We start from the raw sequence: 26,307 nt of genomic DNA on the forward strand, positions 1-26,307 counted from the left end.
CCGCTGCCAGCCAGCCGAAATTCGCCGGCGCCCCGCGGTCGAACAAGGAGCCCGGCGTGGTCCGCCGGGCATGACTTCCTTTACTTGCAAATCGCCGCGGCCAGGAAGCCGCGCATCGCCTCGCCGAAGGGCGGCCGCATCATATATTCCGCTTCCACCATCCTGCTCTGGTGATAGACGGCACGTGGATGCGAGAAGGTGAGGAAGCCGAACTTGCCGTGATAGGCGCCCATGCCGGAATGGCCGACGCCGCCGAAGGGCAGGCCTTCGGCGGTGACATGGCTCATGCAGTCGTTGACCGTCACCCCGCCGGAGGTCGTATTGCCGACAACGCGGCGCTCCTCGTCACCGTCCTGGCTGAAATAATAGAGAGCGAGCGGACGCGCCTTTGCATTGATGCGGTCGACGACGTCGGCGATATCGCGATAGGCGATGACCGGCAGCACCGGCCCGAAGATTTCCTCCTGCAGCACCCGCATATCCTCGCCCGGGTCCAAAATGAGGGTCGGAGGGATGCGGTGGACCGATTGCTGCGAGAAATTCTCCGCCGCCGGATTGATCTCGACGATACGGGCGCCTTTGGCCCTCGCATCGTCGATCAGGCCCTGGACGCGGTCATGATGACGACCATTGACGATCGAAGTGTAATCAGGATTTTCCTTCAGGGTCGGATACATCGCGCCGACCGCCGCCACCGCGTGCTTGGCAAAGGCCTCGACACTTTCCTCCGGCACATAGACATGGTCGGGCGCCAGGCAGATCTGACCGGCATTCAGCGTCTTGACGGTCATGACGCGGCGCGCGGCATCCGCCAGATCGGCCGAGCGGCCGATGACGACGGGCGATTTGCCGCCGAGCTCGAGTGTGAGCGGTGTCAGGTTTTCCGCCGCCGCGCGCATGACGTGATGGGCGATCGCCGTGCCGCCGGTAAAGATCAGGTGGTCGAAGGCAAGTGATGTAAAGGCGGTGCCGGTGGCCGGTCCACCCTGGACGACGGCGATTTCCGTGTCGTCGAAGGCGCAGGCGATCAGTTCCGTCATCAGTGCTGACGAAGCCGGCGTCACCTCCGACGGCTTGATCATGGCGCGGTTGCCGGCGGCGAGAATACCGGCAAGCGGCGCGAGCGCGAGCTGATAGGGGAAATTCCAGGGGCTGAGGATGCCCACAACGCCCTTCGGCTGATAGACCACCTCGGCGACCGCATCCGGGAACAGCGCCTCGTGCCGCTCGGGTTTCAGCCATTCGGCCAGATGGGCCTTGGCATATTTCAGCGAACCGACGCAGGTGAAAACATCGAGAAGCAGGCTTGCCTCGACACTGCGGCTGCCGAAATCCTCCGACAGTGCGGCGGCGATCGCATCCTTGTGGTCGACGAGAAGGGCGATGACGCGGTCGATACGATCGGTACGGATCTCGATATCAGGCGGTCCGTCCTTCAGGAAGGACGCCCTTTGCCGGGCAAGCAGCGCCTTCATCGCATCGGGGCTGGTATCGGTGGCGATTGGGGTGATGGTGTTCATTGTTTCCTCCCTTGAACGGTGTCAGGCGGCCGGCTGGCGCACGACCGGTTTCAGCACGATGCCCTTTTCCGCATCCAACACCGCCTGATTGATATCGGCGAAATCATAGAAGGTGACGAGCCTGTCGAAGGGGAAGCGGCCCTGCCGGTGAAGGTCGATCAGCAGCGGGATCAGCACGTCGGGATTGGAATCGCCCTCGACGATCCCGCGCACCCGGCGTCCGCCGGAGAGAATATGGGTGAGGTCGAGCGTCAGCGTCGCGCCGTGCGGCGAGGCACCGACGATGCCGCAGGTGCCGCGCGGCGCCAGCACCCGCACGCATTGATCGATGACAGCAGGCACGCCGGAAGCATCGATCGCATAATCGACGCCGGCGCCGGTCAGCGCCATGATCGTGGCAACGGCATCGTTCGCCTTGCCGTTGACGATATCGGTCGCGCCGAGTTCGGCGGCAAGCGCCAGCCGCGTCTCGTTGATATCGACGGCGATGATCCTGGAAGCGCCGACGATCCGCGCCGCCATCACGGCGGCAAGACCGACCGACCCCATGCCGAAAACCGCGAGCACTTTTCCGGGTTCGACCTTCAGCGCATTCATGACCGCGCCGGCGCCGGTCTGGATGCCGCAGGCCAGCGGCCCGAGCAGCGCCAGATCGGCATCTGCGGGCACCTTCACGATATTGCGCTCATGGCAGAGCGCGTGGCTGGCGAAAGAGGATTGCCCGAATATGTTGCCGTTCACCCGCTCCCCTCTATAGGAGAGCCCGCTCGAACCATCGGCGCGCGAACCGAAGAAATTGCGCGGGAAGAATTCGTGGCAATAGGTCTCTTCGTGCTCGTTGCAGCTCGGGCAATGACCGCAGGAGTTGAAGGTCATGACCACATGATCGCCGGGCACCACTTTGGCAACGCCCGGCCCGACACGCTCGACGATCCCGGCACCTTCATGGCCGAGCACGACCGGCTGCGGCACCGGCAGGTGCTGGTCACGCATGACGATATCGGTGTGGCAAACCCCGGTCGCCACCACACGAACCAGGATCTCCCCCTCGCGCGGCTCCTCCAGATCGAGGCTTTCCAGCGAAAACGGCATATGCGGCGCACGCGCGACCGCGGCATGTATCTTCATTCTATCCTCCTCCCGATGATCGGCCTGCGAAAGGCCCGGCCATGCCGGGTCTGACCTCAGCGCCCGCGTTTGTAGGCGCCGAGCCCCGGCTGATAGGTCTTGTCGTCGAGGAACTGCTTCAGCCCCTCGTCGCGCCCCTTGGTCTTGTCGAGAAACAGCATCTGCTCCAGCTTGGCGTAGATGTAATCGTCGGCGAGATCCCAGGGCAGATTGCGCACGCGCTTATAGGTGTCCTTGGCGGCCTTCAGCGTCACCGGGTTCTTTTCGAGCAGGCTGGCGCAGATCTTGCGGACCCGGGTTTCAAGCTCGGCGAGCGGCACGGCTTCGTTGACGAGGCCCATTTCGGCAGCCTTGCGCCCGCCGAACAATTCGCCGGTCATGATGTAGTAGAGCGCGTCGCGATGGCGCATCACTTCGGCGACCGCGCGGGTGACGTTGCCGCCCGGCAGGATGCCCCAATTGATTTCGGACAGGCCGAAATTCGCCTCCTCGGCGGCGATGGCGAGATCGCAGCAAACCAGCGGCGTGAAGGCGCCGCCGAAGCACCAGCCGTTGACCATGGCGATCGTCGGCTTTTCGAAATACATCAGCCGGCCCCACCAGCCGCCGGATTGGCGCCGCGCCTTCAGCGTCACATCGCGCGGCTTGTCATCATTGTCGCGGAAATATTCCTTCAGATCCATGCCGGCCGACCAGGACTCGCCAGCGCCGCGCAGCACGAGGACGCCGCAGCGCTCGTCGCCCTCGAGCTCGTCGAGCACCTCCAGCATCCGCGCATTCAAGGCCGGGTTCATCGCATTACGCTTTTCGGGACGGTTGAGGGTCACGAAAGCGATGCCGTTATCGAATTCGACCAGAACCGGCGATTTCATATCAGTCATGGGTCTACTCCATTGGTTTCGGCATTGAATGCCGGGGCCGCTTCATCAGGCCTGTCGTTGAAGGGTTTCGTCGGAATGCAGCTGGCGCAGAACATGTTTCTGCACCTTGCCGGAGGCGGTACGGGGAATGGTCTCGACGAAGAGGATACGCGCCGGACGCTTGAAGGCGGCGAGCCTTGCGGCGCAATGGCCGGCGATCGCCTCGTCCGTTGCCGCGGCACCCGACCGCAGCACGACATAGGCGATGCCGCATTCGCCCCATCTGTCGTCGGGAACGCCGACGACCGCGACGTCGAGAATATCGGGATGGTTTGCGAGGGCGGCTTCGACCTCGGCGGGGTAAACATTTTCGCCGCCGCTGATATACATGTCCTTCAGCCGGTCGACGATGCGATAGAAGCCGTTGATTTCGCGTCGGCCGAGATCGCCGGTGCGATACCAGCCGTCGGTAAAGGCGGCAGCGCTTTCCAGCGGCTTGTTCCAGTAGCCCGGCGTGACCGCCGGCCCGCGCAGCCAGAGTTCGCCGATCTCACCTTGCCCGACGTCGCGGCCGGCCTCGTCGACGATGCGGATGTCGAGCAGCGGCGCCGGCAGACCGACGCTGCCGGGATTATCCTGCACGGCGCGCCGGTCGATCGGCACATGCAGCACCGTTCCCGCCTCGCTCATGCCGTAGCCATTGACCAGCGCCACGCCGTCGCCGAGATAGCTTTCGATCAGCGCCTGCGTCAGCGGCGCGCCGCCGACAAAGAGCGCATGCAGGCCGGAAAGAGCCGCGGCGCTATAGGCGGGATCGCTGCGCAAGGCGAGCGCGATCTGCGGCACGGCGAAATAATGGGTGATGGCGCGCTGCCGGTCGGCAAGGGCTGCGAGCGTGCGGGCCGGGGTGAAGCGGTCGGAGACGACGAGTGTGCCACCCAGCATCAATGTGGTGCGCGCCACCGCGATCAGCCCGATCGTATGGAAGAACGGCAGGTCGCAGAGAGCGACCGATCCCGGGCCGATCTCGCCGACGAAGGAAAAATTGACGGCGGCAAAGAAGGCGTTGCGGCGGGTGATGACGACGCCCTTCGGCTGCCCCGTCGTGCCCGACGTATAGAGCAGGACGCAAGGCCGATCGGCATCGGCGGGCACGGGCTCCACCGGGAGGCTCGTCTCGATCCGCGCGGCAAGCCCGCCCGGGCCATCGGCCGTCGAGATCACCGCCATCTCGGACTCGATGTCCGCAAGATCCGTCACGGCCGCCGAAAACTCTTCGTCGTGGACCAAAAGCGCCGGCGCGCAATCGGCCAGGATCGGCCGAAGCTCGGCGGCGTTGAGACGCCAGTTGAGCGGCACGTAGATGGCGCCGGCGCGCTGGCAGGCAAAGGCAAGCACGATCGAATCCATCGAATTACGCGCCAGCATGGCGACACGCGCCCCGTCCCGCCCCGCTCCGAGCACAGCGCCGAGGAAACCGGCGCAGCGGGCGATCCGCGTATCGAGTTCGGCATAGGTCAGTTGCCGGCCGGTGGCGATCTCGAACAGAGCCTGACGATTTGGTGCAACGCGGGCGCGGTAAAGGATCGGATCATCCGTCACCAGTCCGCAATCCGCCGACGAAGCCATCCCGGAAAAGGAATGCGCCATTTTCTCCTCCCATGCCCGCCGCTCCTCCGCGGTAGGCAAATTTGTATGCAACACATACTAATATCTTTTTTCGGTGAGATGCAAGAGGCTGTTTTCGACAAATCCTGGTGCTCGAGGGAGCACGGGAAATTTCCCAACGGGGATATTGACTAACCCGCTGATTTTGATGGTTATGGCGCCTGAACGAAGCGAGACGAATGATGGCCGCAAAACCACCGCAGGACGAAATCGAGGCCGAGGAGGCTTCCGCAGCGCCGCCGCTCGACGTCGGCCGGCTCGGCGATCTCTTGGGCTTTCACCTGCGCATGGCGCATGTGGCGATCTATCGCGACTTCGCCGACACCATGGAGGAGCTCGGGCTGACGCAGAAGCAGCTTGCGGTGATGGAACTTGTCGCCGGCAATCCGGGCGCATCGCAGATCGATCTTGCCAATACGCTCGGCACCGACCGCGCAACGATGATGGCCCTCGTGAACCGGCTGGCGGCCCGCGACTTCATCGAGCGCCATCCTTCCGCGGCCGACCGCCGGCGCCAGGAACTGCATCTGACGAAGGCCGGGCGCGCGATGCTCGCGCGGGCGCGTAAGCTGATCAACACGCATGAACAGCGTTTCATCGACCTGTTTTCAGCAGACGAAATGGATGGGCTGCTGGCGGCGCTGAAGCGGATTTACAAGGGCGGTTGAACCACCGCTTTCGCTTGGGAAGCACGCAACGTCCTGGCCTGTAGATTTCTATTGGGAAAATCCCGTGTTATGATCCCAGCCCGGGCGTCGTCCGCCGTGGGTTCTGCACACGGAGACTTGTCTCATGAGTGAAATGGACGTGCTTTTTGTCACCCTGCGGCAGGCGGCTGACCCGCAGACGGTTGCGTGCATCGAAAACGTCGTCAAGCATGGCTTGGATCGCGATCTCAATCGCATCAATGCGCTGGCCTTCGCCGAAAAACATCATCTTGATGAAGAGAAAACGATCGCGGCGCTTCTGCACGCAGCCCGCATCGGCGCGTTCGAGATGACCTGGAATGTGCTTTGCCCGGGATGCGGCGGCGTCCTCGACAGCGGCGCAACCCTGAAAGGGGTCGTCCAGGACACCTACCATTGCGCCCTCTGCGCGGCCGGATACGAGCCGACCCTCGACGAGATGGTCGAGGTGACTTTCACGGTCAGCCCGCGCGTGCGCAGGATCGGCGCCCACGACCCCGATCTGCTGCCGCCGCTCGAATATTACCGGCAGATCTTTTTCAGTTCCGGCGTCGACCTGCCGGAGGACCTGGAGGCGCGATTCGAACGCATCCTGTTGGAGATGATCGAGCTGGCGCCGGGCGAGAAGGCTTTCGTGTCTTTAAAACTGCCGCCGCAATTCGTCATCATCTTCGATGCGGTCACGCACTCGGCACAGTTCATCGACGTGAAGGGGGAGCCAACCGACGAACGTCAAAACCTATCGATGGTCATCAGCCGCGCGCATGCGCTGAACGAAACGCTGACCCTGCGTCCCGGACTGCTGCGGCTCACCCTCGAAAACCACACCGATCGCAGAGTGGTGCCGAATGTCTGCATTGCAGGCGATGACCTGCACGACCTGCTGGGCCGCAGACGGCCGTTTCTGACAGCCAAGCGTCTGCTGACCAACCAGAGTTTCCGGGACATCTACCGGACCGACACGCTCGATGTCGACCAGCGCCTGAAGATCACCAGCCTGACTTTCCTCTTCACCGACTTGCGCGGCTCGACCGCGCTTTACGAGCGCGTCGGAGATCTTGCCGCCTTCGATCTGGTGCGGGCGCACTTCAGGGTTCTGCACGAGATCGTTGCCACGGAAGCCGGCGCGGTGGTCAAGACCATCGGCGATGCCGTGATGGCGACCTTTCCAAGCCCGGACCGCGCGGTGGCCGCCGCGCTCAGAATGCGGGAGGCGATGCTTCGGCTGAATGCCGAACACGGCAGCGACGACCTCCTGCTGAAGATCGGCATCCACGAAGGGCCATGCCTCGCGGTCAATCTCAACGACCGGCAGGACTATTTCGGCCAGACCGTCAACATCGCCTCTCGCGTCCAGGGCCTTGCCGATCCCAATGTGATCATGACGACGGAAGCGATCGTCGGCGATATCAAGGTTTCGGAGATCCTGCGCGACAGCGGCATCAGCTCGGCCTCCCGGATGGCAGAACTTCAGGGCATCGGCAGGGAGGTCAGGATCTTCGCGCTGTCGTGAGGTTGGTCTGCTCGTCGACATCAAGTCAAAAGGCCGGCGGAGTCGCCTCCCGAGAGCAGACATTCCCTCGATGCGAATTTCCCGACCCGCGCTATTCGCCTAGGCTGGAAAGCAATTCGTCGAGCTGATCCAACTGCTCCGGCAATGCAGCCGCCGAGCCCTGTAGTGCTTCCTCAAGCGCTTGCTTGGACGGATAGACTTCGTGGAAAATCAGGAGCGTGCTCCCGCCTTGGTCCTCGAAGGTCACAGTCGTGACCGCGCCCTCTTCGCCCTCGTCGTTGGTCCAGACGATGCGCTCGTTCGGCACCACCTCGAGATACTTGCCATAGAAGGCCATGGTGTCCGAACCGCCGGCGCCGAATTCCAGCCGATATTTGCCGCCGGTACGGACGTCCATCTCGCATGATACGAGCGAAATGCCGGATACCGATTTTGGCACCCACCAGCGCTGGAACAGCTCGGGCTGGCTCCATGCCCTGTAAACCGTGCTCGGCGGCGCATTGAATATCCGCGTTACCAAGAGTTCGCGATCCCCTCTGCGCTCGACTGACGTGCGGTTCTGCGCACCACTTGCACTGTTGACTTGCTCAGTCATCGCTTCTCTCCTGTTTCATTTCGCTGATGATTTCGTCCAGCGCTTCGAAGCGGGCCTCAAAGAGCTTGCGATGCGCCTCGATCCACTCGGCCTCCGCCAGGAGGCCGCGTTTCCCGAGCTTGCAGGTTCTCACCCGTCCGACTTTCTGCGTGACGACGAGCCCCGCCCGCTCGAGAACCTGGACGTGCTTCTTCATGCCGGTCAGCGTCATCCGGAACTGATCCGCGAGACTGGTGATCGACGCGTCCCCTCGCCCAAGCTGATCGATAATCCCGCGGCGGGTCGCATCGGACAGCGCCGCAAACGAGAGATCGAGGGGAGAACCTAAATACTGAACCATCTAGTTCAGTGTATAACCCGCTCGTGCGGGAAGCGCAAGCATCCCGAACTTTCCATGCTGTCGAGCGCACGCGGCGGCAGCAGAAAATCGTCTGGTGCACGCCGACAGCTGCAGAAATGCGACTGCCGAGCTTCAGGTGAGTTGAGCGAGGATATCGTCGACGACACTTGGAACGGTATTCGCCGTGTCGATATGATTGCCGGCAGGAAGATGCTCCCGGCTACGATGGTGGCGGAGTACCAGGGCCCGCTCGGCCGGCTCGAAGCCCGGCTCATCCGGCCGCCCATCCAGTCGTCGGTTCAACGTCTCAACGTCGATGTCGAGCACGAAAATCTGATCGAACAGGTCCAGGAATTTGTGGAAATTGCGCGAGCCGCCACAAAAGAACGTCGCAGGATGGGTGGTGTCGGCAGCGATTGCTCGGACCTTGTCGACAGGCCAGATCCAGTGAGCGTATCCCCAGGCGATGCGGTCTGCTCCTTCGGGTGGTCCTGCGAGCGCCTGGCCTGTCTCGGGGTCGCCGACATAGGCCAAAACGCGGTCACCATGGACGACATGGTAGCCCCGCCGCTCCAGTTCGGTAGCGACGGACGTCTTTCCAGTCCCCGATCCGCCTTCGATCAGATAGTTCTTGATGCCCATGGGCCCATTTATCACAGTCTTCAATACGGTGAGAAGACACTCTCCCTGGGTGTGCTCCGCCAACGAGCTCACCTGATCAAGGTGAGCATTCGGAACATTTGGATTAAGGGTGAATGTCCGGCGGCATCACGCCCCCATGTCGGCCGCGGAAGTCGATCTTGACGTTGCCCGGAAGCAGACATCTGCTGTGACCGCGCTGGCGTCGCGACGAGCCTCCGAGCACATCTCGGCACCGCCGTCAAAGGCTGTGGGTTGTGAAATGTTTACAGCTTTGCGCATCGGTCGCTTTCGTACTCTAGATGAGTCAGCCGAGCGTGGCCACTGGCCCTGCCACCGAGGCTATGTTTACCACCAGCCTCGTTTCGTGGCGGCTTTCTCCCAGCCGGATTCTGGCGGCGTGCTTGGAACTAATGGCGGGCGAGACTGTTTCAGACTGTGATTTTGGCATAACGCTGACGTGCCCTCCTGGCTGGGTAAGCCTCGATTTTGAGGAGACGCATCATGAAGTATTCGTCCAGATTTCGTTCAGTCGCGGCTGCTGTTATCGCTGCAGCAGGAATCAGCTTTGCCGGCTCCGCGCACGCCGACGGCGGTACAATCAGCTTCTCAGTCTACAAGGCTGCCTTTTTTGTGGGCGGTTCTGGAGGCGAGGGTACGCTGACCTTCCATGGTCACCGCTATCCCGTCTCTATCGGCGGCATCTCGGGCGGCCTCGCCTTCGGGGCTTCTAAGACTTATTTTCATGGTACCGTTCGCCACATTCGCCGCGCCCGAGATGTGACGGGGGTCTACGGTGCGGCGGGCGGTGGCGGCGCGCTCGGCAAAGGGGCCCAGATGATCGTCATGACCAATGAGAAGGGCGCCCAACTCGAACTCTCAGGCAAGCAGGTAGGCCTCCAAGTCAACGCTGATCTCAGCGGAATTGCCATCACGGTAAAGTAGGGGCCGTCGCTCCGTTCGTCTTCCCGTTCTTCGGCCCACTACGCTGAATACAAAGGTCGGCCCAACAGGTGTCACCCGGCACTGCCGGGTGACAGATCGTCCTGATGACGTTGGATGAAGGCCGCGGTTCGGTCGATGTCGTCAAGACCTGATGAACGAGAGCAGGTCGGGGTTAAGGACATCTGCATGCGTGGTCAGCATGCCATGGGGGTAGCCCGGATAGGTCTTCAGCGACCCGTTCTTGAGCAGGTCGACCGCACGCGGCACGGAACTTGCGAATGGGACGACCTGATCGGCCTCGCCATGCATCACCAGCACCGGCACGGTGATCTTCATGAGGTCTTCGGTATAATCTTCCAGCCAGGAGGCGACAGTCGCGTGGTGAGCGAGAGCACCACCGCCCATGCCCTGGCGCCACCAGTTCGCAATGATTGCCTCCGAAGGCTTGGCCCTATCGAGGTTGTACCCGTAGAACGGATTCTCAGGGACGAAACGGTAGAATTCCGACCGGTTGCCCAGCACACCCGCGCGGATCGCTTCGAACCACTCCGGCGGCTGACCGGACGGGTTTTCCTCGCTCCGGTACATGTTCGGCGTCAGGGAAGCGACCAGTACCGCCTTCGCGACGCGCTCCTGGTGGCGGGCGACATAGCGAGCGACCTCACCGCCGCCGGTGGAGTGGCCGATATGGATCGCGTCGCGCAGGTTGAGGTGCCCGGTCAGGGCCGCGAGGTCGGCAACCCAGTGGTCCATGTCGTTGCCGGTGCCGGGCTGGTCGGACCGGCCGTGGCCGCGCCGGTCGTGAGCGATCACCCGGTAGCCGTGGCCGAGGAAGAAGGTCATCTGGGCGTCCCAGTCGTCCGCCGACAGCGGCCAGCCGTGGCTGAAAACGATCGGCTGGCCTGAGCCCCAGTCCTTGTAGAAGATGTTTACGCCGTCCGTGGTCGTGATTGTAGGCATCGTGTCGCTCCATCTGTCCTGTTGAACATTCGTTTTGGGATACAGTTGATTGCGAAATACCTCCGGTGAGGCGTGTTCGATCATATCCCAAAATTGCGACGTCAGTTAAATTCCCTCTTTATCAGGGACAAATACCTTGTACGCTTGAGCTATGCCTCAAAGGTATAGCGAGGACCCGATGGAACTCAGGCATTTGCGCTATTTCGTTGCTGTTGCGGAGGAGGGAAGCCTGCTGACCGCAGCAGAGCGGCGGCTTCACACATCCCAGCCCTCACTCAGCAGGCAAATTCGCGATCTGGAAGCCGAAGTCGGTGTAAAACTGCTGGAACGGCAGCCGCGCGGCGTGACGCTGACCGCCGCCGGCAAAGTGTTTCTCGATCACGCGCGGCTGGCGTTGTTACAAGTCGAGGCGGCTGCGGAAGGGGCCCGGCGGGCGGAACGGCCGCAAAAGCAGTCGTTCACTATCGGTTTTCTCGCAGGACAAGAGGTCGTGTGGCTACCGCATGCATTGCGCATTATTCGTGAGGAAGCGCCGGAGGTTGAAATCATACTGTCCAGTCAGTCTTCCCCGGACCTTGCTCTGGCACTGATGCGAGGCAAGCTGGACGTCGCTTTCCTTCGCCCCGAGACGCAGAGTGTTGGCGTGTCCTTCAAGTTTCTGGCCAAGGAGCCACTGATCGCCGTGCTGCCGGCGGACCATCGCCTGACGTCGCGCAAAAAGATCCAGCCGCAGGACCTTGCCCGCGAAACTTACGTCAGTTCGGCCAGAATTTCTCCCGTATTGCAATCCGTGATCCAGGATTACGCGTCGGAAGTTGGGATCACACTCAAGGCAGAGTACGAAGGTGACGGCCTGCCATCAGCAATGTCGCTCGTCGTGTCTACAGGTGGAATAACGCTTATTCCGCTTTATGCGCAAAATATGCTGACGCCAAATGTCGTTGCCAGAGCACTTGAGGGTGTGCCTCCGACAATTGATCTCACCTTGGGATACAACGATTCAAATTCCTCACCTTTGCTCCGCCGATTTTTGTCTCGTTCTGATGAATTGGTCGCCAACGTACAAAATCAGAGCATCATCCGCTATGCTGAAGTTCCATAGTAGAGATTAAGCTCATGCGATTTCTGCTTGTTGGCGTGCTCCCGAATTTTGTCGCGCCTTCATAATGGTCATTGAGCCACCCGTCGCTGTTGCTGCAAAGCGGACATGACGCAGTGACAACGCGGGTCGCAGTTGCGCCAAAAGCCGCCATTCCACCCCATGCGGGTGATTAGATCACGAATTCCTCCTCGTAAGTCTGTGGCTCGGGAACGACCGTAACCTCCACCGGAACGATCCAATTGGCCGCGTAGCTCTCGCAGTCCGAACGCGGGAGGTCGGGCTGCACGCACCCCGCCGCATCGATCGCGCGACATCGCAGTATATATTGCCCCACTTCTTTAGGCGTCCACATGTACTCCCACAAGCGCCATGCAAAGGGACGTTCTGTTTCGAGGAGCCTTCCCTCGCGCCAGCCCCTGCCATCTCCGGTGCAGACCTGCACCTGCCGGACAACAGCCTCTCCGCTCCAGGCGGCTCCGAAAATCCGGTACGGTTGGCCGGCGATGAGACGCGCCCCCTGCACGGGACGCGCGATCTGCGCTTTGACCTCCATCTCCGCGAGGGGGACCAGCCTGGGTTCCCCGAGGCTGCGCTCCCAACGGAAATAGTCGCGCGCCTGCCAGTAGCCAAGGAAAGGTTGCTCCACAACCGTGATATCAGTGATCCACTTGACCCAAGCCATGCCGAACCAGCCGCCGACAACCGCGCGTAGCGGGTAACCGTGATCGCGCGTCAACGGCTCCTCGTTCATCGAATAGGCAAGGATCGTGCTGTCAGCGATGGCCTTCTCAAGCGGTAAACTGCGCGCAAAAGCGATGGGGCCGGGAGAGGCCGTTTTCTTGTTCGTGTCGACGACGCCGCTGTCGGCGCCTGTGAGCAGAACCTCACATGCGGTTGACTTAACGCCCGCCATTTCCAGAATCTCGCGCAGAAGAACACCTGTCCACGCGGCATTGCCGACGGCTCCGTTCTGCCACTGCAACCCCTCCTTCGGCGGGACATAGTAGACGCGCCCGTTGCCTGCGCACTCGACGACGGCGGTTAATGTCGTGCTCCGCATCGCCTTGATGCTGTCGAGGTCAAGTTCGATCGGCCGCTCCACCGCCCCGCCAACGCGCAATCTCCAGTCACGCGCATCGAGGTCCGGCGACGGGAAATGGTTTCGCACGAAGAACAGCTCGGTTGGGATCAGCCAATCGGAGAGCGACGCAAACGGAAACTCGATGTTTGGTGGGGACTTCTGTCGAATTATTAGACTGGGTTTCTCTGGTGTCGGCATTCGTCCTCGTCTCCCCTTCCAAGAGCACCACGATGGCACTCGGTCGCGCGAATTCCGGTTCGATCACACCGCCCCTCGCAGTGCGTCTGTCGCGTTCCGTCTTCGGCCCCATTCTAGCACATGCCGCACGTTCCTCGGATCGACCTCGAGCAGCAGCAAAGGGCCCGAATGCTGCTATGAGCCCACGTCTCTTTCGCGTCCGCTTGTCGTTCGGGCACTACCGCTGGAGAAAACCAGCAACATATTGTTGGTAGGCATCTCGATCGTCTCGCGGAGATTAAGTCCAGCGGCCTCACCCACTTGTTCAAGATCAGCGATATCACGCACACCCCAGGATGGGTTGCGCTCCTTTAGAGCCGCGTCGAAAGCAGCGTTCGAGGGGGCGTTGTGTGCCCCGTCGCGCATGAATGGGCCGTAGAGAAGAAGAAGCCCACCAGCGTGAAGCAAACGGCCAGCTCCTGCGAACAATCCTAAGCTTGCCGCCCATGGCGCGATATGGATCATGTTGATCGACACGATAGCGTCAAAATGCCCGGTTTGTTCGACGCCCCATTGGCCTGAGCACACATCAATATCCCGCGGTGCCAGCACATTCTTCAACCCTGCGAATTTGATCCAGTTAGACGTGCTGGTGCGGGCGTCGGCATCCGGATCGCTCGGCTGCCAGGTGAGATTGGGCATTGCTCCCGCAAAACACACGGCGTGCTCGCCGGTCCCGCATCCAATCTCCAGCACGGCGCCACGTATTGGAAGGACACGTTTTAGGACCGCGAGGATCGGTGCCGAATTTCGCGCAACGGAAGGTGAGAATATGCGCTGGTCGGCGCTTACGTCGCGCTGTTCCAGCGCAACAGGCGAACGGTCCTTCTTCTCTGGGGGCATTGACCTTGAATCCCCTTTGGGCGATGTCTCCCACCTTATAGCTGAAATGATGGGACTGAAACCAAGCATTTCGGACTTACGAAGGGGGTCGTCGGCGCGTGCGTTCGGCCGAGGGCGACCGAATGTCCACTTCGCGTCAGATCACTCGCCCGCCAGGCTCAAGGTCTGCTTTCGAAAATCGGAGCCCGGAAGCTGACCGACGGCTTTCGGCGCGAAAGCGGTCGTTCACCCGATCCGTTGTGACGGTTACTATTGGCGGCTACTATTGAAAAACTCGGTTGCGATTTCTTGGGACGCGCCTTCATCATTTTTATGCCATTCGTCCGGTGTGCTATGGATGGGGACTGGAAGCCTTGATCGCACTTGGAGACGCAGCATGCAGAAGAACCAACCTGTCGATATGATGGCGCTTCGGTTGGAGGCAAAGAAATTTGCGATGGAGAACTATGCAGCCTCTTTGATGTCTAACACCAAGTGGCGCGCGCTTTTTAGCGCGCTCGAACGGGCGGGTATCGACGCTTCATGTTCGGTAAAGTTTATCGGCGACGACAAGGAATGCAATATAGTGGCTCATCCTGGACTGTATCCGCCTCACGCGTATATCGATCTGTGGCCGCTTAACGTCTACCCACTTGTTGAAATTGAATGGATCGAGTTTAGGCGTGTCGTAAGATACCGAAGGGATAATAACCTCCCGGCTAAACTTGTGCCACAGGACATAGATGCGATTTTAGCTGTCATTGAGAACATCGGAAAACGCTTTCCTCTTGAGGTTTCCGAGGACGCAATTCGGGTCGTCGGACACGTCAAGTGAATAGGCTGCTGCCCATTGCTTGCGCGTTGTCGTCGTGATTCAATCCTCATGCAGTTCCATCGAACCTACGCGACACCGAGATCAGGGATCACAGCGGAGGGAACGCGGCTTTACCGTGCCAGCAAAAGGGACTGTGATCGCTGCGAACTGAGACCCCGGTGCTGCCCGCACATGCCAACGCGCAAGGTGCCGCGCGATCTTAACGAGGAGGCCCATGACGTCGCCCGAGCAATTGCCACGACACCGGAGTACGTGCAGTCGCGGCATCGCCGAAAGGGGTCGAGATGCTCTTTGCACACCTCAAGCGCATCCGGCGCATGGCGCGACTACGGCTTCGAGGACCATGTGGCGCGGAGACGAATTCCTGCTTGCCGCAACGGCACAGAACTTGAGGAGGCTGGCCAAACTCAGGCCTCATATGCCGCCATGCGGTTCCATTGCCGCCTGAGGACGGCATCGATCTATACACTGCGCCAAGGCGCGGAGCAGACCATGGCATAGTTCAGCTTCCGGAAGACCAAGGAGGCGTCCGAGCGGACAATCCGTCGAGTTTTTCAACGATATCGACGCACTACAGTCCTCCATCTGTTGGGGCTCCCCTATCAATGTGATTTGCGATCCAAGACCGGCAAATTCCAGCTTTGACACAATAAGCCCCGAGCCTAAGGCCAATCGGCATAACCCGAGGACAACATGCTGTTTTCCGAGCCGGCCGACGCGCGGGCGATGTCGCGGTAGCCGGCGGGGGAAAGGCCGGTCTTGCGTTTGAAGAAATGGCTGAAATAGGTCGGGTCGCGAAAACCGAGGCCGTCGGAGATTTCCTGGATATTGCGGGCCGACCGTTCCAGTCTGAGTTTTGCCTCCTGCACCACGCGCTCATGTAAAAGCTGGATCGGCGAGCGGCCGAGCCCCCTTTGGCAGATCGAATGAAGCCGGTCGGCGGTGACGCCCAGTTCGGCGGCATAGTCGCTGATCGGCCGATGCCGGCGGAAGCCGGCCTCGACCAGTTGCCGATATCGCTGCAGGATCGATCCGGTTTCGCCCTGCCCGCGCGGCTCGTTTCTCTCGCCGTCGGAACCGCGCCACAGCGTCATCAGGATCAGCCGCATATAGGCCGATGCCACCATCCAGGAAGAACGGGAGGGATCGGCGAGTTCCCGCACGAAGCCTGAAATCAAGGGGCTGATTTCGGCCACCAGCAAGGAATCCAGCGCCTCCACGAGTTTGCGCTGCTCGGTGAAGATGCGCAGAGAATAGGATTCGACCTTGTCGCCGATCGCATCGACCATGACCTGCGCCGAGGCGCCGACGAGATGAGCCGCGGTTCCGGCGGAAATCGACAGGTCGCAGCGGGCCTGCGGCGGCAGGAAGGCAAGCAGCGGCCCCTGCAACCGCCGATCTTCGCCGCCATCGAAATGGAGCTCGGCCCGCCCCTCCCCGAGCAGCAGGAAATGGTAGAAATCGGCATACAGTCCTTTTTGAAGACGGATGCGCCGATGCGACAGCGACGGCGCATGCCACTCGCCCCTGGCATAGTGATGAATGCCGCCGTCCGTCGCCAATGCTTCTCCTCCGCTCGCCTCAAACATTGCCGCAATCGCCGGATAATTACAATATTAACCCAATAAATCGCATTCCATCCGCAATTGATCGGCGTAACCTTATCGTCATCAGCCTTTGGGAGGAGGCATTCCGACAGACGCGGCAACGCTGAGACAGCCTTCGGGCTGCTGCGTCCGCTCGTCTTCTCCCCATGGCAACAATGCGGGGTGAAACGGTGTTTTCGGCAAAGCTGATGATCAACAACGAGGCGATGGAGGCTTCCGAAGGGGCCACCTTCGAACGGATCGATCCGCTGAGCGGCGATGTCGCGACGGTCGCCTCGGCGGGATCGGTCGTCGACATGACCCGGGCAGCCAATGCAGCCGCTGCCGCCTTTCCCGACTGGTCGCAGACCGGCCCCGGCGAACGGCGCCGGCTGCTGAATGCCGCGGCCGATCTGCTGGAGGCCCGCACGCCGGAACTCGTTGCCGCCATGACCGGCGAAACCGGCGCCACCGCGCAATGGGCGGCGATCAATTGCGGGCTCGGCGCCGATATCTTTCGCGAGGCGGCGTCGATGACCACGCAAATCTCAGGCGAACTCATTCCGTCGGGCATTCCCGGCAGTCTCGCCATGGCCGTGCGCCAGCCGGCCGGCGTCTGCGTCGGGATCGCCCCCTGGAATGCGCCGGTCATTCTCGGCGCCCGCGCCGTCGCCATGCCGCTTGCCTGCGGCAACACTGTCGTCCTGAAAGCCTCGGAGCTCTGCCCGAAGACCCATGGCCTGATCGGCGACATCATGCGCGATGCCGGCTTCCCGCGCGGCGTCGTCAATGTCGTCTCCAATGCGCCGGGCGATGCCGCCGCCGTCGTCGATACGCTGATCGCCCATCCGGCCGTGCGCCGCATCAACTTCACCGGCTCCACCCGCGTCGGCAGGATCATCGCAGAAAGCGCGGCAAGGCATCTGAAGCGCTGCCTGCTCGAACTCGGCGGCAAGGCGCCGTTCATCGTGCTTGCCGACGCCGATATCGACGAGGCGGTCGCTGCGGCCGCCTTCGGCGCCTTCATGAACCAGGGCCAGATCTGCATGTCGACCGAGCGGATCATCCTGATGGACGAGATCGCCGACCACTTCGTCGGCAAGTTCGGGACGAAAGCCGCGACCCTCGTTGCAGGCCACCCCGGGGAAGGCAACACGCCGCTCGGCACGCTGATCAATGCAGAGGCCGTGCGCCGCGTCAGGTCGTTGATCGATGATGCCCTGCAGCAGGGCGCGGTCCTCGTCTGCGGCGGCGAGGCCCACGGCACGCTCATGGATGCGACCGTCATCGATCACGTGACGCCGGCCATGCGCATCTACCGCGAGGAGAGCTTCGGCCCGGTCGCGGCGATCATCCGGGTCGGCAGCGTCGACGAGGCCGTGACGGTTGCCAACGACAATGAATACGGGCTTTCGGCGGCGGTTTTCAGCGCCGATGTCAATGCGGCGCTTGCCGTCGCCATGCGGCTCGAATCCGGCATCTGCCACATCAACGAGGCGACGGTTTCCGACGAGCCGCAGATGCCGTTCGGCGGCGTCAAATCGAGCGGCTACGGCCGCTTCGGCGGCAAGGCGGCGATCGACGAATTCACCGAGCTCCGATGGGTCACCATGGCATCGGGAAAACGGCAATACCCGATCTGAACTGCAGGTCGGCCGGAATGAACAGGGAAACGGGCCGGAGGCCCGCATCGAGAGGGAGGAATGATTTCATGAGCGGAAAATTCAACGCGGGGGCACTGACCCGCCGGTCTTTCATCGCGTCGGCTGCGGCGGGCAGCGCGGCATTGGCGCTTTCCGGCCGCACGGCTTTCGCTGACAGCGATACGCTGAAGGTCGGCTTCATCAGTCCGCGCACCGGCCCGCTCGGCGGATTCGGCGAGACGGACGGTTATGTTCTCGACCTCGCACGCAAGGCGCTGGCGAACGGCCTGCAGGCTGGCGGCAAGACCTGGAAGGTCGAGATCCTCGACCAGGACACCCAATCCGACCCCTCGCGCGCCGGCCAACTGGCGAAGGACCTGATCAACAACCAGGCGATCGACCTGATGCTCGCTGTCTCGACGCCCGAAACCATCAATCCGGTGGCCGACGCCTGCGAAGCGGCAGGCATTCCCTGCCTGTCCACGGTCATGCCCTGGGAAGCCTGGTATTTCGGCCGCGGCGCCAAGCCGGGCGCGCCCTCGCCGTTCAAGTGGACCTATCATTTCGGCTTCGGCGTCGAAGAGTTCCACAAGGCCTATGTCTCGCAGTGGAACCTGATCGAGACCAACAAGAAGGTCGGCGTGATGTATCCCAACGATGCCGACGGCAATGCGATCCGCGCCCATCTGGCGCCCGCACTTGCCAAGGCCGGCTTCACCATCGTCGATCCCGGTGCCTATGAAACCGGAACCACCGATTTTACGGCGCAGATCGCCCTTTTTCGGCAGGAGGGTGTCGAGATCTTCAACTCCTTCCCGATACCGCCGGATTTCGCCGCCTTCTGGCGTCAGGCCGCACAGCAGGGTCTGACCCAGCAGATCAAGATCTGCCAGGTGGCCAAGACAGGCCTGTTTCCCTCCGACATCGAGGCGCTCGGCGATCTCGGGATGAACATCGGCAGCGCCGCCTACTGGCACAAGGCCTTCCCCTATAAATCCACGCTGACGGGCGTCTCCGGAACCGAGCTTGCCGACGGCTACGAAACGGCAAGCGGCAAACAGTGGACGCAGCAACTCGGCGCCAGCCTGGCGCTTCTCGACGCCGGCTTCGATGCGCTGAAGGCGAGCAGCGACGTCAAGAGCAAGGAAGCCGTCGCCAAGGCGATCGCCACGCTGAAAACCACGACGATCGCCGGCAAGGTCGACTTCACCAGCGGTCCGGTCGCCAACGTCTCACCCGGGCCGATCATCGGCACGCAATGGGTGAAGGCGGCCGAGGGCTCGAAATTCGCGCTCGACTATGTCGTCACCGAAAACGCCACCGACCCCAATGTCCCGGTCGGCGCCAAGCTCATCGCTTATAACGGGTAACGCACGGTGCAGCAGGTAGCTCAAAATCGGCCGGGAGGAGCCTTTCTCTCGGCCAAAGGGATCCACAAGCAGTTCGGCGCCCTCGTCGTCCTGGAAAACCTGGATTTTTCCATGGGCGACGGCGATGCGGTCGGCATTGTCGGGCCGAACGGCGCGGGCAAGACGACGCTGCTCTCCGTGCTCGCCGGCGCCTTCCCGCCAAGTGCCGGAACCATCACCTTCGATGGCGTCGATGTCACGGGCCGGACGGCGGCGGAGCGCTGCCGTTCCGGGCTGGTGCGGACCCATCAGGTGCCCAAACCCTTCAGCGGCATGACGACCTTCGAGAATGTCTTCGTCGCCGCATCGCACGGCCATGCCGCAAGCCGCGACGAAGCCTATGAGCGTGTGGTGGATTCGCTGTCGCTCTGCGGCATGCTTGGCGTGGCCAACCGCCCGGCCGACACGCTCGGGCTCCTCGATCGCAAACGCCTGGAGCTTGCACGTGCGCTAGCCACGCAGCCGCGGCTGTTGCTGCTCGACGAGATCGGCGGCGGCCTGACCGATGGCGAGGCGAGCGAGCTCGTCGAAACCATTCTCGAATTGCGCCGCCGCGGCATCGGCATCGTCTGGATCGAGCATATCGTTCATATCCTGCTACAGGTGGCGGAACGGCTGATCTGCATGGACGCCGGCAGGATCATCGCCGACGGCGAGCCGAAAGCGGTCATGAGCAATGCGGAGGTGGTCAAGGCCTATCTCGGAGGGACGCCGGCATGAGCCAACTTTCCATCCGCAATCTCGACGTTCGCCACGGCCTGCTGCAGGCGGTGCGCGGGGTGAGTTTCGATATCGCCAAGGGCGAGGTGCTGGCGCTGGTCGGCGCCAACGGCGCGGGCAAGACGACGCTGCTGAGATCGATCGCCGGCGCCCACCTTCCCGCCTCCGGGCAGATCCTTCTCGACGATGAGGACCTGGCCCCGATCCCCTCCCACAAACGGATCGCCAAGGGCATTGCCCTGGTGCCGGAAGGCCGGCGGCTGTTTTCGCAGATGACGGTCGAAGAGAACCTGCTTCTCGGAAAAAGCTGCGGGCGCAAGGGTGATTGGAGCATCGATCGCGTCCTCGACGCCTTTCCCAACCTCAAGCCCCGCCGCCACGCCAAGACAGGCCACCTCTCGGGCGGCGAACAGCAGGCGACCGCGATCGGCCGGGCGCTGATGAGCAATCCCGACATTCTGCTGCTGGATGAAGTCTCGCTCGGGCTTTCGCCTCTGGTCGTCGATCGCGTCTATGCACAGCTGCAGGCATTGCTGACCTCGGGAACGACCATCGTTCTCGTCGAGCAGGACCTTGCCCGCGCCATGAGCGTCGCAAGCCGTGTCGTCTGCATGCTGGAAGGACGCGTCGTCCTCGACAGGCAGGCCACCGCCGTGACCCGCGAGCACGTCACCCAGGCCTATTTCGGGCTGCACCGGGCCGCCGGCGAAAGGAGCCCATCATGATCAACTCCCTCATCCAGGGCATCCTGCTCGGCGGCTATTACGCCGTCATCGCTTGCGGCCTATCCTTCATGTTCTCCGTCATGCGGATCATCAATCTCGCGCATGGCAGCCTGGCGGTCGCGGCCGCCTATGGGCTGTGGCTGCTCGCCGCCAAGGCCGGCATTCCGCCTTTCGCCGGCCTGCTGATCGTGCTGCCGGTCATGGCGGTGATCGGCTGGCTGCTGCAGCGCTTCATCCTGGAACGCAGCGCCCGCGGCGGCACGCTGCTGCCGATTCTCACCACATTCGGTCTGTCGATCGTCGTCGACAATCTGCTGTTCGAACAGTTCGGCGCCGACACCAGATCGCTCGCCCCCTTCATCGGCAACCTGTCCTATGCCTCCTGGCAGCTGCCGGGCCACATTTTCGTCGGCAAGCTCGCCGTGATGATGATGGTGACGGCGGTCCTCGTTCTCGGCGCGCTGCAGTTTTTCCTCAGCCGCTTTGCGCTCGGCCGCGCCATCCGCGCTACAGCCGAAGATCCCGATACGGCAGGGCTGGTCGGCATCGACGCGCGCCGGGTCAATGCCGTCGCCACCGCGATCACCATGGTGACGATCGGGATTGCCGGCGCCTTTCTCGGAATGCGGGCAACCTTCAGCCCCTATGCCGGCGGCCCGCAGCTTCTCTTCGCCTTCGAGACGGCTGTGATCGGCGGAGCGGGATCGCTCTGGGGCACGCTTGCCGGCGGCATCGTGCTCGGCCTTGCGCAATCGCTCGGCGCGCAGCTGCATCCGCAAGGCTTCCTGATCGGCGGCCATGCCGTGTTTCTGCTCGTCCTTTTCGTCAGGCTGTCCCGCTTCGGCATGCCTCAACTCGACAAGCTCGGCGCGTTCTTGAATTTTCGCGCCCGTCTTCGGAGCCCGACATGACATTCGTCTCCAACGGAATATCGATAGAACGCTGGACGAAATCGTCGCGGCTAGCGCTCGGCTCCATGGTGGCGGTGCTGGCACTCTTGGCGCTCGTCCCCGCCGTGCTCGGCGCCGGCGCGATCGACAGGCTGACGGCCCTCTTTATCTACGTGATCCTTGCGGCCATGTGGAATGCGCTCGCCGGTTTCGGCGGGCTCGTCTCGGTCGGCCAGCAGGTGTTTTTCGGCCTCGGCGCCTATTTCACCATCCGGCTCGCCGATGCCGGGCTCGACCCCTTCGTTTCGGTCTTTGCCGCCGCAATCGTGACCGGCGCTCTGTCGATCCCGTTGTCGCTGTTCATGCTGCGGCTGAAGGGCGGCGAGTTCGCAATCGGCATGTGGGTCGTGGCCGAACTCGCTCACCTGCTCGTCAATCTCGACCGGCTGATCCAGGGGGAAACCGGAACCTCGCTGATCTCGCTCAATGTCTACGACAGCGGCATGCGGCGGGCGACGATCTACTGGCTGGCGCTGGCGTCCATGGCGGCCCTGCTCGGCGCTCTCTTCATACTGATGCGTAGCCGCGCGGGGGCCGCCATGCAGGCGATCCGCGACAATGAGGAGGCGGCGACCTCGGTCGGCGTGCGGGTGATCGCGACCAAGAGGCTGCTCTTCGTGCTCGCCGCCTTCGGCATCGCGATCGCCGGCGGCCTGTGGCTGGCGACCGCCACGACTTTCCAGCCGAAGACCTATTTCAGCGTCCAGTGGACGGCCTACATGATCTTCATGGTACTCGTCGGCGGGATCGGCAAGTTCGAGGGCGCCATCCTCGGCGCCATCCTGTTCTTCCTCATCGAGACCTTCTTCGGCGCAGCCGGCGTCTGGTACCTGATCGGCCTCGGCGCCACCGCCCTGATTTTCTCGCTCTATCTGCCGCGCGGCCTCTGGGGTGAAATCGAGCGCCGCTTCGACCTGCAGCTTCTGCCCGTCGGCTACCGGCTGAAACTGCCCGGCCCCACCAAGATCCAATGGAAGGAATGAGCCGGTTTGCTTGCCGGTCTCTCCAGCGAAAGGTGACGTTCATGCTTTTTGGTAAAACAATCCTGGTGACCGGCGTGGCCTCCGGCATCGGTGCCCGCACGGCGGAACTGGCCGGCCAGATGGGCGCCGAGGTCATCGGTGTCGATGTGCGCGAACCGGCCGGTGGAAGTGCCGCCTTCATCAAGGCCGATCTGTCCACGCCCTCGGGCGTTGCCGAGATCGTTGCACGGCTCCCGACGCGTCTCGATGCGCTCGCCAATGTCGCCGGCCTTTCCGGCAGCACTGGCGTCGTCTCGACGCTCGCGGTCAATTTCTACGGTCTGCGCGCCCTGTCGGAAGCCGTGGCGCCCCGGCTGCGCGAAGGCGGCGCCATCGTCAACGTCGCCTCGATCGCCGGTTACGGTTGGCGGGCCAATCTCGAGCGGGCAAAATCGCTGACATCGATCGAGGGCTTTCCTGATGTGGCGGCGATCGTGACCGAACACGGCCTCAAGGACGAGCAAGCCTATCCGCTCTCCAAGGAATTGCTGCTGCTCTGGACCATGCGCGCAGCCCACCAGCCGCTGTTCAAGCAGCGCGGCATCCGCGTCAATGCGGTGAGCCCCGGGCCGGTGGAAACGCCGATCCTCAAACAGTTCCGCGCCGTGCTCGGCGACGCCAGGGTCGACAGCGACATTACCCGCGTCGGCCGCGCCGGCACCGCCGCCGATATAGCGCCCGCCGTGCTCTTCCTCTGCTCGGATGGCGGACGCTGGATCAACGGCGCCAATCTTGCCGCCGACGGCGGCCTCGAAGCATCCATCAATGCCGACGTCCTCGGCTTCTAGTCATTCTCAAAGGAGACCCACGATGAATATTTCCCTGCTGATCAACGGCGCAGACCGCCCGGCCTCCGACGGCCGGACCTATGACCGCATCGATCCCTTCACCGAAAAGCTCGCCAGCCGCGCCGCCGCGGCGAGCCTGGAGGATGCCGCCGCCGCGGTCGATGCCGCTTCAGCCGCCTTCGGCGCCTGGTCGAAGACCGGCCCCGGCCAACGCCGCGCGATCCTGATGAAGGCCGCCGACATCATGGATTCCAAGGTGGACGAGTTTACCCGGCTGATGATCGAGGAAACCGGCGCCACCGCGCCCTGGGCCGGCTTCAATGTCATGTTCGCCGCCAACATCCTGCGCGAAGCCGGCGCCATGACGACGCAGATCTCCGGCGAAATCATTCCCTCCAACAAACCCGGCACGCTCGCCATGGGCGTTCGTCAGGCGGCCGGCGTCTGCCTGGCAATTGCCCCCTGGAACGCGCCCGTCATCCTCGCGACCCGCGCCATCGCCATGCCGATCGCCTGCGGCAACACCGCCATCCTCAAGGCCTCCGAACAATGCCCAGGCACGCACCGGCTGATCGCAACGGTGCTGACCGAAGCGGGCCTGCCGGCCGGCGTCCTCAATGTCATCACCAACGCGCCGGAAGATGCGCCTGAGATCGTCGCCGCGCTGATCGCCCATCCCGCCGTCAAGCGCGTCAATTTCACCGGATCGACCAAAGTCGGCAAGATCATCGCCGAGACCTGCGGCAAGCACCTCAAACCGGCCCTCCTCGAACTCGGCGGCAAGGCCCCGCTGATCATCCTCGACGATGCCGATATCGACGGCGCGGTCAATGCCGCCACTTTCGGCGCCTTCATGCATCAGGGGCAGATCTGCATGTCGACCGAGCGGATTATCGTCGATGAGACCATCGCCGATCAGTTCGTCGCCAAACTGGCCGCCCGCGCCAGCCAGCTCCCGGCCGGCGACCCACGCGGCCACGTCGTGCTCGGCTCGCTGATCAGCCTCGACGCCGCCAAGAAGATGGAAGAACTGATCGCCGATGCGACGGCCAAGGGCGCAACACTCGTGGCCGGCGGCAAGCGCTCCGGCACCGTGGTCGAGGCGACTTTGCTCGATCACGTCACACCGGATATGCGCGTCTATGCGGAAGAATCCTTCGGCCCGGTCAAGCCGATCATTCGCGTCTCGGGTGAGGAGGAAGCAATCCGCATCGCCAACGACACCGAATACGGCCTGTCATCCGCCGTCTTCAGCCGCAACATCCAGCGGGCGATGGCGGTTGCCGCGCGCATCGAATCCGGCATCTGCCACATCAACGGCCCGACCGTGCATGACGAGGCCCAGATGCCCTTCGGCGGCGTCAAGGGCAGCGGCTACGGTCGCTTCGGCGGCAAGGCGGCAATCGCCGAATTCACCGATCTGCGCTGGATCACGGTCGAGGATTCCGCCCAGCACTATCCCTTCTGATAGTGAGGTGCGTTACTGCGCCACAACCGCTGTTGCGGTTGTGGCGCGGTCGATGTTCAGGCCGAGAAACCATCCAGCGCATCGGCAAGCTTCAGCCAGAGATCATGGGGAGGCGAAGGAATTGGCCGCGATTCTTCATCGGAGACCCGGATTTCGAAAGCGGCACCCTTCGATCTGACGCCCGCCAGCATCCGCCGAAATTTCGTCGCCTTCTCCGTGAACCGGCCCGAGCCCTGTTCGCCCAGCACGGTGCGGACCGTCGCCAGGGCGAGATTGAAGTTCTTCTGCAATTGTCCGAAGGCGCCGCGATGTTTGTCCCGCATGCCGCGATGGAGATCGCCATGGGCGAGCGCGGCCATCGCGTCGTTGAAATCGGCGAGGTTATCGCCGATCGACGTGATCAGCTCATTGAGGATAGCGGCCGAACGGGAGAGATCCGGATCGGCATAATCGGCTTTCATCCGCCGCGTCAGATCTCCGCCCAGGACAGCCGTCGCCAATGCCGCGACCTCCGCGGAAAATCTGGCTTTCTCACCGTTGAGATCGGTTGTTGCTTCAATGCTGGGATCATCAGGAACGCGATCCTGATACGCCGCATTCCAACCCGAACCGTTCGTTGTCTCGACCATGTGAACCGGCCTTAGCGCAATGCACCGCAGCCGTAGGACCAGCGGCGGATCATAAATGCACAACTGCTATGGACCATGTCGTATTCCCCGCTACCGACCTCGCCGCTGCCACGTCACAAGTGACAAGCGCGACCCCATCCAAGGCGGCAACATTTAAAAAAGTGCTTCGCCGCCGCCCCGGTCGGATCTTTTGCGCGCGAAACGGATAGCATCGACGTATTTTGATTATGATTGGGGCGTGCCTAGTAAAGACGGGTAAATTCCGCATCCTCCGGCAGGTCGTCAGGGATCGTCGCGATAACGAAGACGTCGTCGGCTGCGGCGCAAGCGACAACGAATTTGACGGGTACGACCATCGGCTCTCCTGGGAGCAAAGCGGGCGCTAGAGCAGATCCTGTTCAATCCGGGTCATATCCGGCAGCCCTGAAGTAGTTTC

General features: G+C 62.5%; 25 protein-coding genes and 1 pseudogene. 14 read left to right on the forward strand and 12 right to left on the reverse strand.

All coding sequences use genetic code 11. The features are described 5' to 3' along the window. Positions 1 to 80: 80 nt before the first annotated feature. The 4 genes from AF337_RS02275 to AF337_RS02290 are packed head-to-tail and all read right to left on the reverse strand — an operon-like array spanning position 81 to position 5,158. Positions 81 to 1,520: a coniferyl aldehyde dehydrogenase gene (locus tag AF337_RS02275; RefSeq protein ID WP_049730875.1), complete on the reverse strand. Its 1,440-nt coding sequence runs from the start codon at positions 1,518 to 1,520 to the stop codon at positions 81 to 83. A gap of 21 nt (positions 1,521 to 1,541) precedes the next feature. Further along, positions 1,542 to 2,648 carry an NAD(P)-dependent alcohol dehydrogenase gene (locus tag AF337_RS02280; protein ID WP_049730876.1) on the reverse strand — a complete coding sequence of 369 codons (1,107 nt, stop codon included), beginning with the start codon at positions 2,646 to 2,648 and terminating at the stop codon, positions 1,542 to 1,544. A gap of 56 nt (positions 2,649 to 2,704) precedes the next feature. Beyond that, positions 2,705 to 3,529, reverse strand: coding sequence for a p-hydroxycinnamoyl CoA hydratase/lyase (locus AF337_RS02285; protein WP_049730877.1), 825 nt, complete (start codon positions 3,527 to 3,529; stop codon positions 2,705 to 2,707). A 45-nt stretch (positions 3,530 to 3,574) separates the two neighbouring features. Further along, positions 3,575 to 5,158, reverse strand: a complete 1,584-nt coding sequence (locus AF337_RS02290; RefSeq protein ID WP_049730878.1) for an AMP-binding protein — start codon at positions 5,156 to 5,158, stop codon at positions 3,575 to 3,577. Positions 5,159 to 5,358: 200 nt separating this feature from the next. On the opposite strand from AF337_RS02290, the gene AF337_RS02295 reads away from it, so the two are divergent. Both AF337_RS02295 and AF337_RS02300 read left to right on the forward strand, forming a co-directional pair. Continuing rightward, positions 5,359 to 5,844 carry a MarR family winged helix-turn-helix transcriptional regulator gene (locus AF337_RS02295; RefSeq protein WP_049730879.1) on the forward strand — a complete coding sequence of 162 codons (486 nt, stop codon included), beginning with the start codon at positions 5,359 to 5,361 and terminating at the stop codon, positions 5,842 to 5,844. 124 nt (positions 5,845 to 5,968) lie between these two features. Next, the gene (locus tag AF337_RS02300; RefSeq protein ID WP_049730880.1) at positions 5,969 to 7,375 is read left to right on the forward strand and encodes an adenylate/guanylate cyclase domain-containing protein; all 1,407 of its coding nucleotides are present in this window, start codon (positions 5,969 to 5,971) and stop codon (positions 7,373 to 7,375) included. 91 nt (positions 7,376 to 7,466) lie between these two features. Here AF337_RS02300 and AF337_RS02305 read toward each other — a convergent pair whose 3' ends face one another. The 3 genes from AF337_RS02305 to AF337_RS02315 form a co-directional block, all read right to left on the reverse strand. Continuing rightward, complete coding sequence (locus AF337_RS02305) at positions 7,467 to 7,970, reverse strand: SRPBCC family protein (RefSeq protein ID WP_049730881.1); 504 nt, start codon at positions 7,968 to 7,970, stop codon at positions 7,467 to 7,469. After that, positions 7,963 to 8,310, reverse strand: coding sequence for an ArsR/SmtB family transcription factor (locus AF337_RS02310; RefSeq protein WP_049730882.1), 348 nt, complete (start codon positions 8,308 to 8,310; stop codon positions 7,963 to 7,965). Before AF337_RS02310 ends, AF337_RS02305 begins: the two co-directional genes overlap by 8 nt. Positions 8,311 to 8,442: 132 nt before the next feature. After that, positions 8,443 to 8,952, reverse strand: coding sequence for a DEAD/DEAH box helicase family protein (locus AF337_RS02315; RefSeq protein WP_049730883.1), 510 nt, complete (start codon positions 8,950 to 8,952; stop codon positions 8,443 to 8,445). A gap of 501 nt (positions 8,953 to 9,453) precedes the next feature. Here AF337_RS02315 and AF337_RS02320 point away from each other — a divergent pair. Next, positions 9,454 to 9,894, forward strand: a complete 441-nt coding sequence (locus AF337_RS02320; protein WP_049730884.1) for a lipid-binding SYLF domain-containing protein — start codon at positions 9,454 to 9,456, stop codon at positions 9,892 to 9,894. A 141-nt stretch (positions 9,895 to 10,035) separates the two neighbouring features. On the opposite strand, the gene AF337_RS02325 is transcribed toward AF337_RS02320, so the two are convergent. After that, positions 10,036 to 10,854: an alpha/beta fold hydrolase gene (locus AF337_RS02325; RefSeq protein WP_049730900.1), complete on the reverse strand. Its 819-nt coding sequence runs from the start codon at positions 10,852 to 10,854 to the stop codon at positions 10,036 to 10,038. Between the two features lie 178 nt (positions 10,855 to 11,032). Between AF337_RS02325 and AF337_RS02330 the strand changes: the two genes are divergently transcribed. Beyond that, a complete protein-coding gene (locus AF337_RS02330) occupies positions 11,033 to 11,956 on the forward strand; it encodes a LysR family transcriptional regulator (protein WP_049730885.1) in 924 nt (307 codons plus the stop codon). Between the two features lie 169 nt (positions 11,957 to 12,125). On the opposite strand, the gene AF337_RS02335 is transcribed toward AF337_RS02330, so the two are convergent. Both AF337_RS02335 and AF337_RS02340 read right to left on the reverse strand, forming a co-directional pair. Continuing rightward, entirely contained in the window at positions 12,126 to 13,235 is a 1,110-nt protein-coding gene (locus tag AF337_RS02335) for a sulfite oxidase (protein WP_049730886.1), read from the reverse strand. A gap of 174 nt (positions 13,236 to 13,409) precedes the next feature. Next, on the reverse strand, positions 13,410 to 14,117 hold the full coding sequence (locus AF337_RS02340; RefSeq protein WP_049730887.1) for a DUF938 domain-containing protein: 708 nt from the start codon (positions 14,115 to 14,117) through the stop codon (positions 13,410 to 13,412). A 376-nt stretch (positions 14,118 to 14,493) separates the two neighbouring features. Between AF337_RS02340 and AF337_RS02345 the strand changes: the two genes are divergently transcribed. Beyond that, a complete protein-coding gene (locus AF337_RS02345; RefSeq protein WP_049730888.1) occupies positions 14,494 to 14,931 on the forward strand; it encodes a DUF6678 family protein in 438 nt (145 codons plus the stop codon). Positions 14,932 to 15,042: 111 nt separating this feature from the next. After that, positions 15,043 to 15,379: pseudogene (locus AF337_RS44905) on the forward strand (transposase); the annotation flags it as partial. A 214-nt stretch (positions 15,380 to 15,593) separates the two neighbouring features. On the opposite strand, the gene AF337_RS02350 reads toward AF337_RS44905, so the two are convergent. Next, a complete protein-coding gene (locus AF337_RS02350) occupies positions 15,594 to 16,493 on the reverse strand; it encodes a helix-turn-helix transcriptional regulator (RefSeq protein WP_049730889.1) in 900 nt (299 codons plus the stop codon). A gap of 200 nt (positions 16,494 to 16,693) precedes the next feature. Between AF337_RS02350 and AF337_RS02355 the strand changes: the two genes are divergently transcribed. The 8 genes from AF337_RS02355 to AF337_RS02390 all read left to right on the forward strand — a co-directional run bounded on the left by AF337_RS02355 (position 16,694) and on the right by AF337_RS02390 (position 25,242). After that, entirely contained in the window at positions 16,694 to 18,160 is a 1,467-nt protein-coding gene (locus AF337_RS02355) for an aldehyde dehydrogenase (protein WP_049730890.1), read from the forward strand. A 68-nt stretch (positions 18,161 to 18,228) separates the two neighbouring features. Continuing rightward, positions 18,229 to 19,530: an ABC transporter substrate-binding protein gene (locus AF337_RS02360; protein ID WP_049730891.1), complete on the forward strand. Its 1,302-nt coding sequence runs from the start codon at positions 18,229 to 18,231 to the stop codon at positions 19,528 to 19,530. A 6-nt stretch (positions 19,531 to 19,536) separates the two neighbouring features. Next, a complete protein-coding gene (locus tag AF337_RS02365; protein WP_049730892.1) occupies positions 19,537 to 20,289 on the forward strand; it encodes an ABC transporter ATP-binding protein in 753 nt (250 codons plus the stop codon). Beyond that, entirely contained in the window at positions 20,286 to 21,014 is a 729-nt protein-coding gene (locus AF337_RS02370; RefSeq protein ID WP_049730893.1) for an ABC transporter ATP-binding protein, read from the forward strand. The genes AF337_RS02365 and AF337_RS02370 overlap by 4 nt, the downstream gene beginning before the upstream one ends. Further along, positions 21,011 to 21,925, forward strand: a complete 915-nt coding sequence (locus AF337_RS02375; protein WP_049730894.1) for a branched-chain amino acid ABC transporter permease — start codon at positions 21,011 to 21,013, stop codon at positions 21,923 to 21,925. The genes AF337_RS02370 and AF337_RS02375 overlap by 4 nt, the downstream gene beginning before the upstream one ends. Then, positions 21,922 to 22,947 (forward strand): branched-chain amino acid ABC transporter permease, encoded by a 1,026-nt coding sequence (locus AF337_RS02380; RefSeq protein WP_049730895.1) that lies wholly within the window; start codon positions 21,922 to 21,924, stop codon positions 22,945 to 22,947. The genes AF337_RS02375 and AF337_RS02380 overlap by 4 nt, the downstream gene beginning before the upstream one ends. Positions 22,948 to 22,988: 41 nt before the next feature. Further along, on the forward strand, positions 22,989 to 23,774 hold the full coding sequence (locus tag AF337_RS02385; RefSeq protein ID WP_049730896.1) for a coniferyl-alcohol dehydrogenase: 786 nt from the start codon (positions 22,989 to 22,991) through the stop codon (positions 23,772 to 23,774). 22 nt (positions 23,775 to 23,796) lie between these two features. Further along, entirely contained in the window at positions 23,797 to 25,242 is a 1,446-nt protein-coding gene (locus AF337_RS02390) for an aldehyde dehydrogenase (protein ID WP_049730897.1), read from the forward strand. 56 nt (positions 25,243 to 25,298) lie between these two features. Here AF337_RS02390 and AF337_RS02395 read toward each other — a convergent pair whose 3' ends face one another. Beyond that, positions 25,299 to 25,742 carry a chemotaxis protein gene (locus tag AF337_RS02395; RefSeq protein WP_244471158.1) on the reverse strand — a complete coding sequence of 148 codons (444 nt, stop codon included), beginning with the start codon at positions 25,740 to 25,742 and terminating at the stop codon, positions 25,299 to 25,301. Between the last annotated feature and the right edge of the window lie 565 nt (positions 25,743 to 26,307).

Origin of the sequence: Rhizobium ecuadorense (genome assembly GCF_001187535.1) — a bacterium.
In the GTDB taxonomy this organism is placed as follows: domain Bacteria; phylum Pseudomonadota; class Alphaproteobacteria; order Rhizobiales; family Rhizobiaceae; genus Rhizobium; species Rhizobium ecuadorense.

What these genes read in the sequence shown, in the direction of transcription:
- AF337_RS02275 (WP_049730875.1), bottom strand. Translation starts at nt 1,520, where the DNA reads ATGAACACCATCACCCCAATCGCCACCGATACCAGCCCCGATGCGATG.
- AF337_RS02280 (WP_049730876.1), bottom strand. Translation starts at nt 2,648, where the DNA reads ATGAAGATACATGCCGCGGTCGCGCGTGCGCCGCATATGCCGTTTTCG.
- AF337_RS02285 (WP_049730877.1), bottom strand. Translation starts at nt 3,529, where the DNA reads ATGACTGATATGAAATCGCCGGTTCTGGTCGAATTCGATAACGGCATC.
- AF337_RS02290 (WP_049730878.1), bottom strand. Translation starts at nt 5,158, where the DNA reads ATGGCGCATTCCTTTTCCGGGATGGCTTCGTCGGCGGATTGCGGACTG.
- AF337_RS02295 (WP_049730879.1), top strand. Translation starts at nt 5,359, where the DNA reads ATGGCCGCAAAACCACCGCAGGACGAAATCGAGGCCGAGGAGGCTTCC.
- AF337_RS02300 (WP_049730880.1), top strand. Translation starts at nt 5,969, where the DNA reads ATGAGTGAAATGGACGTGCTTTTTGTCACCCTGCGGCAGGCGGCTGAC.
- AF337_RS02305 (WP_049730881.1), bottom strand. Translation starts at nt 7,970, where the DNA reads ATGACTGAGCAAGTCAACAGTGCAAGTGGTGCGCAGAACCGCACGTCA.
- AF337_RS02310 (WP_049730882.1), bottom strand. Translation starts at nt 8,310, where the DNA reads ATGGTTCAGTATTTAGGTTCTCCCCTCGATCTCTCGTTTGCGGCGCTG.
- AF337_RS02315 (WP_049730883.1), bottom strand. Translation starts at nt 8,952, where the DNA reads ATGGGCATCAAGAACTATCTGATCGAAGGCGGATCGGGGACTGGAAAG.
- AF337_RS02320 (WP_049730884.1), top strand. Translation starts at nt 9,454, where the DNA reads ATGAAGTATTCGTCCAGATTTCGTTCAGTCGCGGCTGCTGTTATCGCT.
- AF337_RS02325 (WP_049730900.1), bottom strand. Translation starts at nt 10,854, where the DNA reads ATGCCTACAATCACGACCACGGACGGCGTAAACATCTTCTACAAGGAC.
- AF337_RS02330 (WP_049730885.1), top strand. Translation starts at nt 11,033, where the DNA reads ATGGAACTCAGGCATTTGCGCTATTTCGTTGCTGTTGCGGAGGAGGGA.
- AF337_RS02335 (WP_049730886.1), bottom strand. Translation starts at nt 13,235, where the DNA reads ATGCCGACACCAGAGAAACCCAGTCTAATAATTCGACAGAAGTCCCCA.
- AF337_RS02340 (WP_049730887.1), bottom strand. Translation starts at nt 14,117, where the DNA reads ATGCCCCCAGAGAAGAAGGACCGTTCGCCTGTTGCGCTGGAACAGCGC.
- AF337_RS02345 (WP_049730888.1), top strand. Translation starts at nt 14,494, where the DNA reads ATGCAGAAGAACCAACCTGTCGATATGATGGCGCTTCGGTTGGAGGCA.
- AF337_RS02355 (WP_049730890.1), top strand. Translation starts at nt 16,694, where the DNA reads ATGCGGGGTGAAACGGTGTTTTCGGCAAAGCTGATGATCAACAACGAG.
- AF337_RS02360 (WP_049730891.1), top strand. Translation starts at nt 18,229, where the DNA reads ATGAGCGGAAAATTCAACGCGGGGGCACTGACCCGCCGGTCTTTCATC.
- AF337_RS02370 (WP_049730893.1), top strand. Translation starts at nt 20,286, where the DNA reads ATGAGCCAACTTTCCATCCGCAATCTCGACGTTCGCCACGGCCTGCTG.
- AF337_RS02375 (WP_049730894.1), top strand. Translation starts at nt 21,011, where the DNA reads ATGATCAACTCCCTCATCCAGGGCATCCTGCTCGGCGGCTATTACGCC.
- AF337_RS02380 (WP_049730895.1), top strand. Translation starts at nt 21,922, where the DNA reads ATGACATTCGTCTCCAACGGAATATCGATAGAACGCTGGACGAAATCG.
- AF337_RS02385 (WP_049730896.1), top strand. Translation starts at nt 22,989, where the DNA reads ATGCTTTTTGGTAAAACAATCCTGGTGACCGGCGTGGCCTCCGGCATC.
- AF337_RS02390 (WP_049730897.1), top strand. Translation starts at nt 23,797, where the DNA reads ATGAATATTTCCCTGCTGATCAACGGCGCAGACCGCCCGGCCTCCGAC.